The following is an 11,505-nucleotide window of genomic DNA, read 5'->3' as shown; positions in this document are numbered from 1 at the left end:
TCGTCCAAGCCTGCCTGACCCGCCAGATCCTCATCCTGGCCGACCGCGCCTACCAGGGCGCCGGCGCCACCGTCCGCACCCCCTACTACGGGCACACCGCGAACTGCCCGAGCACTACCAGCAGTACAACCGGGACCACGCCCACCTGCGCGCATCCGGCGAACGCGCCTTCGCCCAACTCAAGTCCTGGCGCTTTCTTCGAAAGGCACGCTGTTCAACCAATCGCCTCGGCCGCATCGTCCGAGCAATCCACACCCTCCTGATCTGCACGAACTCAGGATGAAAGAGGCTTACTGAGATCGGGAAGCAGAGTCGGTTCATCATGCACCCCGATCATCCGACGTCAGCTCCGGGAACGCCGAACGGGCGAGAGGCACATAAAGGGCATATTCATATGCAGATAGGGCCAACCGGAGCAGCCTGACAGCTGCCGAAACCGGAAGATAGGCGCCTCCGTGCGAGAACTTGCACTTCACATGGCGCTCAGAGAGGAAGGCTTGAGGCGATGCACGAAAGCGTCCGCGATTCCTTCATCTCGTTCAGTGAGCCCCTCGAAGGCCGCGTACTGTTCATGTATCTGGACGTCAAACGACTGGTCTCTACCGGGGTGGGAAACCTGCTCGACGCCGACGACGCGGAAGATTTCGGCACCAATCCCAGCCCCTTGCCGGACATCTATACACTCGACTGGTTCGACAAGACATCAGGCACGCCTGCCAGCCATGCAGACATATTGGCCGAGTATGCAAGAGTTAAATTCAGCGGAACCGCCCAAAAGCCGCTCCCAGAGAAGGAGAAGATCACCCGACTGCAGACCACTGATGAAGAAATAGACAAACTCATTCACAGCAAGCTGGCGAGCTTCGAAAGGACGCTTCTGCAACGAGAACCATTCGCCTCTCTCGACCAATGGCCAGCCGACGGACAGCTTGGCCTCCTCAGCATGGCATGGGCTCTAGGCCCGAAATTCCGCTTCCCTAAGTTCCAAGCCGCAGCAGTCGCCGGCGACTGGCTGACGATGGCTCGCGAGTGCAGAATGACCGAGACCGGAAACCCTGGAGTCATTCCACGAAACGTGCGCAACGGCCTACTCTTCACGATAGCCGGCTGGTGGGCGGAACCCCCGCCCGGCGACTTGACTCAGCTCGTATTCGACCCGAGAGAACAGCTGGCGTCCAACATGAGGTCCGGCTATTTCCCCATCCCCATGAACCTTACGATCGGGCTACAGACAGCACTCGAAATACTGGGCTTCAACCACAAGGGGCTCGACGGTATAGCCGGAAGCGATACCCGCAAGGCGCTGAACTCCTTCGAATTCGCACACGGTATCCCACCCACAGCGACAATAAAGAGCGTCGATGATGTGCCGCGCCAGACGCTTGATGCCATCATTTCCCGATTGAGTGAACACGAAATAGCTCACTATCCGTAGCTATGACAATGGCTACTGAACTTGAATGCGTGATGTCGGGATGGCGAGGTCCGCTGCTGATCCGCCAAGATCGGTGCGTGACGGAGTGCGAAGCAGACCTGGTGGCCTTGTTGCGTGAGCTCGATGATCCCGAGGGGAGGCAACAGCGGCCGCACGGTGGAGACGTTCACGCCGACCGCGTCGTCCGGATCCAGGGCGTTGCCGCCGACGGGCGGGAGGGCGGCGCCGATCTGACCAAGGTCGTCAGGCAGCACCAGGTGCAGTTCGTCGCCCTCGATCACAGCCACGCCCTGCGACCCGCGCGCGATCTTCTCCAGGACCTCGGCGGGGTTGAGAGGACAGATGTCCTCATGCCGCTTATCCGCGGCGAGCCGGAACAGCGCCGCCCGGGGTGAGCGGCCCACGGACGTGCGCTGGGACACCACGGCGGTCTTGCAGAACGGGCAGATCAGCGGGGTTTTCTGCTGGCGCCACCAGGGTTCGCTGTCGATCTCGCGTGCGAAGACCCTCGGGCCGACCTTGCCGTTCTGGTACAGGCGAGCTTTGTCCACCGCCGACAACCCCCTTGATCCACTACGTGTCAGGGGACCACAACGGCGGGGCGGGTGGAAAGACGGCCGTGTACGCGCCCCCTGTGGGGCCGTCTGAGTATGTAGGGGAGTTCTAGCAACGGTTGTCGTCAGCGCGGACAACACCGGGAGTTCGCGGGGAACGGTGTTGATGAGTTCCAGCAACACCCCGGGGGCTTGCGGTGGGAGCCCGCGCATTCTTCGCCGAGGTGACGGACATCCGGGTGTGAACCCCGTCGGATTGTCGATGTAACGACAAAACTGACCCTCGCCGATAGGCTCTGACAATCTGTCACCGACAAGCCCTGGGGGGTCTCGTGACACAACGCCCGCTCGCCGGATCATTCAGATGGTTACGCCGTATCGCGGTCCTCACCGTACTCGCCCTGACCGTTCCACTGATGGCCACCACCGCCGAGGCACACAGCGGCGTGGAGGCCGCCCCGGGCAATCCCGTCATCGCCTGGAACATCCACGCCCAGACCGCCATCTACGACACCGCCAAGCAGTCGCCCACCACCAGCACCCGCAGCTTCGCCATCGTGCAGGGCGCCGTGTACGACGCGGTCAACGCTGTCGCCGGCCGTCCGTACGAGCCCCTGGTCAGCGCGTCCCGCAGCCGCCCCGGGGACTCCACCGCCGCGGCGGTCGCCGCGGCCGCCCACGACACGCTGCTGTGGCTCTTCCCCGCGCAGGCCGAGTCGCTGAACGCCCGGTACGACGAGGCGCTGGCCGCGATCCCCGACGGCCGCGCCGAGGACGGCGGGGTGGCCGTCGGCAGGGCCGCCGCCGCGGCGATGACCGAGAGCCGCCGTGACGACGGCTTCGACCCCACCGCGCCGTGGACCGTCGGCACCGAGCCGGGCGCATACCGGCCCACCCCGCCCGGCTACGTCAACGTCGGCGCCTGGGTGCCGAACCTGAAGCCGTTCGTCATCCCCGACGCCGGCGCCTACCGGGTCAAGCCCCCGCCGGCCCTGACCGGCGCCGCCTGGGCCCGCGACCTGAACGAGGTCAAGAGCCTCGGCGCGGCCACCAGCACCGTCCGCACCGAGGACCAGACCGAGGCGGCGATCTGGTGGGACGACCCCCGGATGGTCGAATGGTCGATCACCCGGCAACTCGCCGACGCGCACCGCCTCAGCAGCCTCCAGACGGCCCGGCTGCTCGCCATGGTGTACGTGGCCTCCGCCGACACCCTGATCGCCTGCTACAAGGCCAAGGCGCACTGGAACTTCTGGCGCCCGGTGACGGCCATTCCGCTCGCCGGCACCGACGGCAACGCGGCCACCGATCCCGACCCGGACTGGACGCCGCTGCGGGTCACCGCCCCGTCGCCGGAGTACCCGTCGGGCCACGCCTGCTTCACCACGGCGGTCATGACGGCCCTGGGGACGTTCTTCGGCCGTGACGACCTCACGTTCGCCGCGTACAGCCCCGCCTCCGGCACGACCCGCCACTACGACAGCCTTAAGGCGGCGACAGCCGAACTCCTGGAGGCGCGCATCTGGGCCGGCGTGCATTACCGCTTCGCCTCCCAGCACGGGAACCGGCTCGGGCTGGCGGTCACCCTCGACGTCCTGAACCACGCCTTCCAGCGGCGCTGACGCGGCCGTCCCTTCCACCACCGCCGGGAGGGCAGCTCGGGACAGCACCGACACCGGGACGGCGACCGAAGCGCAGCTCAGCGGCTGACGGGCCGCGCAGTGGATGACTGGTCTCCGGCCAGGAAATGGTGGTTGTTGCGGGCAGGGTGCAACACTGCGCACCCAACGGAGTTCCTCGTGCGACAGAAGGATCTTGGTCGATCTCCTGCCTATGAGGAACTCCGTTGCCGCTCGGACAGCCCACCTCGTGAAAGCGCGAGGCTAGAGATCTCTAACTGCTGAGGTTATGGCGGCTTGTGACAGTTGGCATGGTCTGCGCCGAGGGCCACTGTCGCGATAGCGGCTGGCTGACTGCAGAGGCCCACGATCTCTACGGTCCGATGCCTATGGCGCGTGAAATCGTGCGGAGGGCACGGCGTTTGAACGTGGCCGGCGCCAGGTGGGAGCTGCGGAGCAAGAAGCCGACCGAGGAGCCCTTGATCTGTGCGTCGCGTGCTTCCGCCAGCCCTTGACGCATGACCGTGAGGCCGAATGTGACTCCCGCGGCCGTCACCGAACCCTGGCCCAGCGTGCTGGCCAGCGCGGTGGTCAGCGAGCCCACTTCGAACTTGTAGTTCAGAACGGTGCTCGTCGATCGCAGACGCAGGCCACGTATGGCCCTGCGTAGATCGTGCAGTGGCTCCTCGACCGTGCGAGCCAGCAGCAATCGCATGTATTCCCGCAGCGCCCGTGCGTCCTCTATGCCTGCGAGATGTTCTTCCAGGTCGGCGGTGGCCGTGGCGACGGCGTCGGTGAAGGCGTTGAACTCGCCAACGTAGTTTTTCCGGAGCTTGACAATCTTCTCGACGGGTACGTCAGCGAGCCCGGATGGCAGGGCAGCTGCAATGGCCAGGGTGCCCAGGTGGCCGACGAGGTCCGCAGCCGGGCTGGAAGGCCGACTGAAACCGTTTGTGCACGTGCTGACGATGGTCGCTTCGTCCCAGTTGCCGATCATGTAATAGGCGGCGTCCTGATCGGTTGCTGGTACGTAACGAGTCCGCCGTGAGATTTCTTCGGTGAGCATGCATTTGTAGACCCATCCCAGCATGGGTGGCATGGCGAGCCATTTGCGGCGCGTACACGGAGCGACCGCCGATTGCTCTGTCGCCCTGGCCAGGCCCGCGACCATGAGCCGCTCGCGCAGCATCGGATCGACCTCGTCCCAGTGCAGGCCGGTGAGGTCCCGATCGGGTACCGGTGTGTAGTCGGAGGGTCTGACCGGCTGAGGTTCCGCGCTCACCACAAGGGGACCGTCCCCACCGATACGCGCATGGGTCATGTTGTCGCTTGGCACCCATCCCGAGCTGTACCCCCACGGACTCTCATACCTCAGGAACGCGTCACGCAACGCCTCTACATGGGACCGGTTCTCAAGAATTCTCAGGAAGACTGCGGCTACGGCTCTGGCGGAGTCCTGCGGGTCAACGTCCACGACGAAGTCCAACTCGTCCCGCAGGAGGGACACATGGCGAGGATCATCCACCGGATAGCCGGGCGGAACCACCCGCGCCATGCGAGGCCAGTACAGGGCGGCCGCCTTGAGCCATGCCTCGTCGCGAAAATGCACGTACGGGTAGTAGAGGCCGATCCGCTGCATCATGGTCCCCCGTGGAGAGCGGCTGTTTCTCCTCGTACGATCGTCCCTACCACCGTAGCCACACGACCACCTGCCCGACCACCAGAGTCAGGCACCACCACTGCGCGAACTACCCTGCCATCTCCACTGAGCCTTCCGCCCGGAGGGCTGCCAGCAAGCCGGCCCGCTGCCGCTCACCGCGCTTCTCCACGGTGCCACGGCGTTGCTGAAACTCATCGAGATTTCAGACGCCGAACCCGCTCAAGCATTGCTGGGACTCACCGACAAACGTTGCTGCCCTTCATCGGCGTACTCAGGCCGCCGGACCGGCAGCGTCGGTCAGAGCTGGTAGATGCTGGACTGGTTCATCCGCCACCACCCCGAATCCGCCCACTGGTACATCGGCGAGATCATGCGCGAGGCCCGCAGGCGGTGGGACGTCCCGCCCAAGGAAACGGTCCGCACACTGCGCCAGGCCCTCGCCCTCGACGGCGAGCTGAGCGAGGAGGCCCGCGAGACGTACTTCGCACTGCTCACGCCACGCGACGACCTCGACTGACCCATGGAAGGGTTTGTACAGGTCCCGGCCGACGCGTACGGCGCCGCCGCGGCGGTTCAGCGCAGCCTGTACGAGGTCGGCGATTTCGGTTTTCCCGGCGCCGGGCTGCCCGGCGACGACAACCACGACCGGCTGTTGCTGAGGGATGGCGTCCCTGGTCCAGGTCGGCAGAATCTCGGACGCCAGGATCTCTTCGTGCTGCCCCTCGGCCAGGACGACCGGCATGACGTCCTCGTCTTTCACCGCACAACCTCTTCAGCTCGCCCTGCCGCCTGCCTGACGGTCAAGATCACCCTACCCGAAAACTCCGATCGAGTTAAATCAGTGGGATAAATCCAAGGTAAAACAGTGGTAGTGTCTGAGATGGAGGTGATGTACGTGCCGAACGATGAGGGCCTGGAGGAGGAGCTGTTCGCGTCCGTGGACGCACTGCTGGAGGAGGAGCCGCAACTCCCGCCCCCAGCGGAGCGTGCCCGGCTGCGCGAGGCCGCGGGGATGACCCAGCTGCGTCTGGCGAAGGCCCTGAAGACGACCGAGCAGACGGTGAAGAACTGGGAGAACGGACGGAGCTCGCCGCGGCCGCCGCGCCTGGAGGCGTACCAGCGACTGCTGGAGGGCTGGGCAGCGAGGTATCCCAAAGACGCCGCCGCCGTCCCCGCGGCCGCGCCTGCCCCAGCCGCCGTAGCCCGCCCGGAGGCGTTCACCGGCCCGGTCGCGCCCGAGACCACCGAGCATGAGGCCGCCGCCCAGGCCCCGGCCGCGCCGGAGCGCCCCGCGACCCGCCGCCCGGTTGCATCGTCCCGTCGACCCGCCGCGCAGAAGGCGAAGCCCGCCACCGACCCGCGGTTCCCGCACGGCCCCCTCGCTGTGCTGGACGGTGACGGCTCCGCGTACGGCGTCGGCGGCATCGTGCTCGACTGCCCGGCCACCACGATCCCTTAGCTGGTGGAGTGGACGCTGCGCGAGTCCGGTCTCGGTGCCGCGAAGCTCAACCGGTACGGCAAGGACGCCGATCCGCTGATCGTGCTCACCGCCGAGGCTGCCGTGAAGCTGGGGCTGCCGGAGCGCCTGGAGGGCCACGAGCAGCGCCGCTCCCTGCGCCTGCCCGAGGACCACCCCGTGGTCAAGCAGGTCGCGAAGGCGAAGTGGCAGCTCACGCAGCGCGGGTTCGGGCCGTGGGCGCGCATCTACCGCAAGGCCCAGGGGCGCGAGCGGCAGTGCGTGCAGCTGGCGATCCTGTCCTGGGACGCCCTCGATGAGCGGTCCTGGCCCGGGGTGGCGTACGCGCCTCCAATTGCGTTGCCACTCCAAGGACCAGGTCGGGTTCCACCAGGGGTCGAGCGCTGCGAGGAGCGTGCTGACCGGCCATGTCCCGCCTGTACTGCGATGGTGCTCCCGCGCCTGGCGGCGCTGTTCGCTCAACCACCGACCCAGCGGAAACCCCTCAGGACAAGCATTCAGGGGCGTGCCGAGGTGGCCGTGTGCGGCGGCGTACGTGCGCGCGTGGGCCAGCCCGGGGCCCGTCCCGCAGAGCTGGGCGATGATCTCGTAGGGGCGAGCAGCGGCGGTCTCGGCGGTGATGCCGATCTGCGCCAGCAGACGCTGCTGCAGCGGATGCAACTGCTTGTAGCCGGTGCACTGTACGGACAGCCACGTGGCCCAGCCGTCACTGCCCTCCGGCCAGCCCCCTTCTGCAGCCCCTTGGCGCCGGTCTCGGGCATGAGCGCGGATCCGGTACCAGGTGCGCTGCCACGCCAAGGGCCACGGCGGGTTCCACCACACGTCGATCGAGTCGAGCACCTGGAGATGCGCGCCGGGTTCGTCCTGGCGGCGGGCGAGGACACGCTGGGCAGTGAGCCACTTCCCGAGCAAAAACCCCTGGTACGAGATGTTCTTGGTCGCCAGGGCCAGGCATCCGTGTTCGGCGACGAAGGCGCGCGCACAGGCAACAGCCTTATCGATGCCCGCTGTCCGGCTCGTTCGGCGCGGGCGTGCGCTGCCGGCGGCCTGGGCCGTGAGGCCGATGTCGGCCAGGAGACGGCGCTGTTCGGGGTGGAGTGAGCTGTAGTCGGTGCACTGCAGGTACAGCCACTCCCCAGTCAGCACGTGGGTGCCGGGGAAGCCGTCGGCGGCGTTGAGGGGGCCATGGCGCCTGACGTGGTCGCGGGCGCGGTAGTAGGAGCGCTGCCACTTCACCGACCAGGGGATGTTCCACCACGGATCCACCGCCTTCAGGGCGGCGGCCTTTTCTTCAGGCAGCGCCAGGGCGTGGGCCTGCTGGTTGTGCACCCATTTCCCCAGGGAGAAGGAACCGACTCGCGTGTCGCGTTGGGTGGCGAGGTGGCCGTGCTGGGCGGCGTAGGTACGCGCGTGGGCCAGGCCGGCGGCGAAGGCCCCGTCGGCGTGCACGCTGTGGCCCCGCAGCCGTTTCTGAGCCGGCAGACCCTCTGTGCCTGCGGTCTGCCGACGCTGGTAGCCCGCGAGAACGTCGGCGAGAGGCCGGGGCCGGAGCGCCAAGGGGACCTGCCACAGCCGCTGTTCGGCGTCTCCACCGCCTCCCTTGGTACGGATGCACTGGTACGTCCAGGCAAACAGCGGTCCGTGGGTGCAGGCGGCCAGACGCTCGGTGAGCCACGGACGCCGCAAGCAATCGCCCAGCTCGCTGGGCACGCAGGGCACATCAGCCAACCGGTAGGGGACGTGCCCACCACCGTCAGCAGCGACACGGAACCGCCAGGCCCGGCTGGCCAGAAGCGTGGCGAGGGCGACGGTCTCCGGGTAGGTGACCAGATCCCGCGCCAGAATCCGCCACCGCTGCGGATCCTCGCCCGCGGGCATGGCCGCATCCAGCCGCATCGGCCACAGGCGCTCCTCGGGCCACTTCTGCGCCCACCACCAGGCCGTGACCGCCTCAGCAACCTCGAACGCCGAACCAGCGACGGGGGAGCGGCGCAGCAGCCTCCGGTGATCCTCCTGCGCCTGTACCACCTCCGGGCACCCGGCCAATCCGACGACACGGCCCCCGCTGCCAGGCACGCCCATCAGCCAGCACCGGTGGCGTGGGCAGACTCGCTGGTGCGCCGCCAGGTACACCCGGGCTGGTGCAACGCGACCGGTCCGCGCAGCCACACAGCCCGGGCACGCCGGCCCCCAGGCGGCAACCGTCTCCACCCCGTTGCCGAGCCGCGCCGCCGGCCTCTCCTTCGAGGGGCCCAGCGGCTCCTCCCGCGTCCAGGCCGGCAACGCACGGCGCAAGCCTCCCTGCGGCACACGACACAGCGCCGCGACCCGGCCCCGGGCCGAGGCGTTCAAGAACACCTCACTGTCGCCCCGTAGAGCCCCGACGACGCCCTGCTGGCCAGCCACTTCGGTAACCGACGACAGCAGACTCCGCACCGTCAGGCCGTACCTGTCCGCGAGCCGCCCCAGGAACGACAGTGTCATCTCACCCTGTAGGGGAGCCACCCGAAAGGCACCCGCGGCCAGCAACAGTTTCCCCACCCATCCCGTGGCTGGTGACAAAGATCGTGCTTCGGCTCAGACGAGCTGTGACTGAGCGGCACGGTTGGCCAGTGTGGCCGACTGGAGCACTCGCCGGGCCGCGACGAGATCAGCCGCCCCGAGCCGGCCTGTGTGCCTCACCCGAGGGCAGCCGATTGGTCAGCCGCGGACGTGGATGCAGATGCGCACGGTCCCTCCGATGGCTGCCGCCGCAGCGCAGATCCCGAGGACCGTACCGAGATAGCCGGCGTTGTCGGTGAGGGCGAGCACGATTACGGCCGCGACCGTGGCCAGGAGAGTCAGCGCGGTGATCCACTCCAGCGCCTTCTCCATGCGGCTCGAATGCGCCGGTGCTGAATCATGGTCGAGCGAAGTCATGGTGGTTTTCCTTTGCGAGTCAACCGATGGCGGAGCTCAGCCTTGTCCGGCCGGGGCGGGCCGGGCCAGTAGTCCGGGTTGTCCGGCGGATGGGCCCGGACGGGGTTCCGGCACGGCAGCATGGTCCTGGCTGTTGATGCAGGCGGGGGAGGAAGGCAAGGCGATGAACGGGGCGGGAACGAAATGGGGGCCGTTGTCAGGACCGAGTGCCGCGCACAACGAAGTGGCCCAGCTGTTGCGGTCGTGGCTCGACCAGGCTGGCTGCACTGTGCCCGCCTTGATCGACCGGTTTACCCCGGAGCACTTCGGCGACGGTGCCCCGCCGCGACGCACTGCAACTTATGAGCGCCTCGCGGGCAGGGGCCTGACGTGGGAATTCATCGAGGCCGTTGTGGATGTCACCACGGACAACGCCGCACTGCAGGAACGGCGTCTGGCCGAAGTCCGCGCCCCCTGGGACGCGGCCTGCCAGAGGGCGGTCTCTCGCCGCGAGCTGGTGGACAGCCATCTGGCGCTCCGGGCACTCGATCTCGCCGAGCAGCTGCGCCAGGCAGAGCAGCGTGAGGCAGCGCTGCTGGCGGAGCGGGACCGCATGCGGCAGGTGGCACGGGCCCTGCTGATGATCTGTGAGCGGATCCGGCAACGCGTGGATGATCTGCGGCTGGCTCAGGCCCGGGGACAGCTGGCAGAGGGAGATTCGTCGGTGCTGGCATGGAAGCACCGGCTGCAGGAGAGCGAGTGGCAACAGGTCGTTGCCGAGATGGAGCGGGACCGTGCCCAGCGCATGCTGGTGGAGTGGTCGCAGTACGTCGCCGATCTCAGCCGTTCACTGCTGCCAGGAGGCCGCCCCGGCGAGCCGCAGCCGACCATCGCGAGGGCAAGTGCTCCGCCGGCTCTCGATCTTCAGGATGGCGAGCTTGCCGACGTCGACCGCATGTTGGGCCTGACGGGGCAAGAGGTCGAGATTGCGGGAGAGGTCCTCGACGGCTTCTCCGACGAGTTCGCCCACCAGAACGGCACATGGGAGGGATTCCTGCAGTCGGTGCGGCTGGTCGGCGGTCAGCACGTTGGGCTGTCCTCCTTGCCGATCATCCGAAGCTTGCAAAAGGGGGTTTCGTTCCACTCCGGGATCACTGTCTTGGCGGGCCCGAACGGCTCGGGGAAGTCGGCCGTCCTGGAAGCACTGGCACTGCTGACACACTGCCGCTTCAGCAACGGCGGCCTGCCGTATGGGCTTAGTTCACTCAGCCGTGTGATCGCCGAGGGGCTGGAGGCGCGGTGGTCCACCTCGCGGGAGCCGGAGAGCCGACTGTTCGTGTCGTACCTGGGCACCTCGCCCGAGGGCTCGGATGCGCTCCTTGAAGGTATGGACGGGCCAAACCGGCTGTTTCTGCTCGATGAGCCCGAGGCTGGCCTGCACCCGGAGGCCAGCGCCCGGCAAGTGCAGTGGATGTACGAGAGGGTCGAGCAGGGCTGTCAGTTCGTAATTGCGACGCACAGCATGACCCTCGCGTCGCTGTCGCGGGCCCGGATCATTCGTTTCCGCCCGGAGAGACCCCCATAGGCCGAGTTCGCCGCAACTGTCCCGGCGAGGCATCGGTAGCCGCTGCTCCGCACTTCGCCTTCTGGCTCCAGCCGGTCTGCTGCGCGTCCAGCAAGGCGCCGATGCTGCGGGCGGCTCGCCGAGATGCGGTGCTCAGAACCGCCAGGTGAAGTACTAAGTGGCCAAATCAAGCGCTAAGTCACACGAGCAGGTCCGGGCTCCCGGTTGCTGCCGGGTTCAGTAGTCGAGGTCGAGGTAGTCGATGTCGTTGAGGGTGACGTCGGAGAGTCCTGTGGCG

The 11,505-nt window shown here is 67.3% G+C and carries 7 protein-coding genes and 4 pseudogenes; 6 read left to right on the top strand and 5 right to left on the bottom strand.

Features of this window, described 5'->3' with window-relative positions:
• Positions 1-283: pseudogene (locus ACZ4UU_RS44850) on the top strand (transposase family protein); the annotation flags it as partial.
• Positions 284-505: 222 nt separating this feature from the next.
• The gene (locus ACZ4UU_RS44845; protein WP_471909225.1) at positions 506-1,435 is read left to right on the top strand and encodes a peptidoglycan-binding domain-containing protein; all 930 of its coding nucleotides are present in this window, start codon (positions 506-508) and stop codon (positions 1,433-1,435) included.
• Here the strand turns inward: ACZ4UU_RS44845 and ACZ4UU_RS44840 are convergent.
• Positions 1,426-1,986: a hypothetical protein gene (locus ACZ4UU_RS44840; RefSeq protein ID WP_471909224.1), complete on the bottom strand. Its 561-nt coding sequence runs from the start codon at positions 1,984-1,986 to the stop codon at positions 1,426-1,428. The genes ACZ4UU_RS44845 and ACZ4UU_RS44840 overlap by 10 nt on opposite strands.
• 419 nt (positions 1,987-2,405) lie before the next feature.
• Between ACZ4UU_RS44840 and ACZ4UU_RS44835 the strand changes: the two genes are divergently transcribed.
• Positions 2,406-3,611: a vanadium-dependent haloperoxidase gene (locus ACZ4UU_RS44835; protein ID WP_471909223.1), complete on the top strand. Its 1,206-nt coding sequence runs from the start codon at positions 2,406-2,408 to the stop codon at positions 3,609-3,611.
• 370 nt (positions 3,612-3,981) lie between these two features.
• On the opposite strand, the gene ACZ4UU_RS44830 is transcribed toward ACZ4UU_RS44835, so the two are convergent.
• Positions 3,982-5,250, bottom strand: a complete 1,269-nt coding sequence (locus ACZ4UU_RS44830) for a DUF6236 family protein (protein WP_471909222.1) — start codon at positions 5,248-5,250, stop codon at positions 3,982-3,984.
• A gap of 328 nt (positions 5,251-5,578) precedes the next feature.
• Between ACZ4UU_RS44830 and ACZ4UU_RS44825 the strand changes: the two genes are divergently transcribed.
• Complete coding sequence (locus tag ACZ4UU_RS44825) at positions 5,579-5,785, top strand: hypothetical protein (protein WP_471909227.1); 207 nt, start codon at positions 5,579-5,581, stop codon at positions 5,783-5,785.
• Between the two features lie 57 nt (positions 5,786-5,842).
• Here the strand turns inward: ACZ4UU_RS44825 and ACZ4UU_RS44820 are convergent.
• A pseudogene (locus ACZ4UU_RS44820) lies at positions 5,843-6,010 on the bottom strand (zeta toxin family protein); the annotation flags it as partial.
• A gap of 147 nt (positions 6,011-6,157) precedes the next feature.
• On the opposite strand from ACZ4UU_RS44820, the pseudogene ACZ4UU_RS44815 reads away from it, so the two are divergent.
• Positions 6,158-7,078: pseudogene (locus ACZ4UU_RS44815) on the top strand (helix-turn-helix transcriptional regulator); the annotation flags it as partial.
• Between the two features lie 156 nt (positions 7,079-7,234).
• Here the strand turns inward: ACZ4UU_RS44815 and ACZ4UU_RS44810 are convergent.
• Together ACZ4UU_RS44810 and ACZ4UU_RS44805 are read right to left on the bottom strand one after the other, a co-directional pair.
• Positions 7,235-9,250, bottom strand: a pseudogene (locus ACZ4UU_RS44810) (Helicase associated domain protein); the annotation flags it as partial.
• Between the two features lie 195 nt (positions 9,251-9,445).
• A complete protein-coding gene (locus ACZ4UU_RS44805; RefSeq protein ID WP_471909221.1) occupies positions 9,446-9,664 on the bottom strand; it encodes a hypothetical protein in 219 nt (72 codons plus the stop codon).
• A gap of 136 nt (positions 9,665-9,800) precedes the next feature.
• On the opposite strand from ACZ4UU_RS44805, the gene ACZ4UU_RS44800 reads away from it, so the two are divergent.
• The gene (locus ACZ4UU_RS44800; RefSeq protein ID WP_471909226.1) at positions 9,801-11,228 is read left to right on the top strand and encodes an AAA family ATPase; all 1,428 of its coding nucleotides are present in this window, start codon (positions 9,801-9,803) and stop codon (positions 11,226-11,228) included.
• The last annotated feature ends 277 nt before the right edge of the window (positions 11,229-11,505 follow it).

It is taken from the genome of Streptomyces sp. NPDC028907 (assembly GCF_055564995.1).
Note: the sequence above shows the minus strand (reverse complement) of the source record. Positions and strands in the feature narration are given on the sequence as shown.

Coding starts and splice junctions, on each gene's coding strand:
- ACZ4UU_RS44845 (WP_471909225.1), top strand. CDS start 506: ATGCACGAAAGCGTCCGCGATTCCTTCATCTCGTTCAGTGAGCCCCTC.
- ACZ4UU_RS44835 (WP_471909223.1), top strand. CDS start 2,406: ATGGCCACCACCGCCGAGGCACACAGCGGCGTGGAGGCCGCCCCGGGC.
- ACZ4UU_RS44830 (WP_471909222.1), bottom strand. CDS start 5,250: ATGATGCAGCGGATCGGCCTCTACTACCCGTACGTGCATTTTCGCGAC.
- ACZ4UU_RS44825 (WP_471909227.1), top strand. CDS start 5,579: ATGCTGGACTGGTTCATCCGCCACCACCCCGAATCCGCCCACTGGTAC.
- ACZ4UU_RS44805 (WP_471909221.1), bottom strand. CDS start 9,664: ATGACTTCGCTCGACCATGATTCAGCACCGGCGCATTCGAGCCGCATG.
- ACZ4UU_RS44800 (WP_471909226.1), top strand. CDS start 9,801: ATGCAGGCGGGGGAGGAAGGCAAGGCGATGAACGGGGCGGGAACGAAA.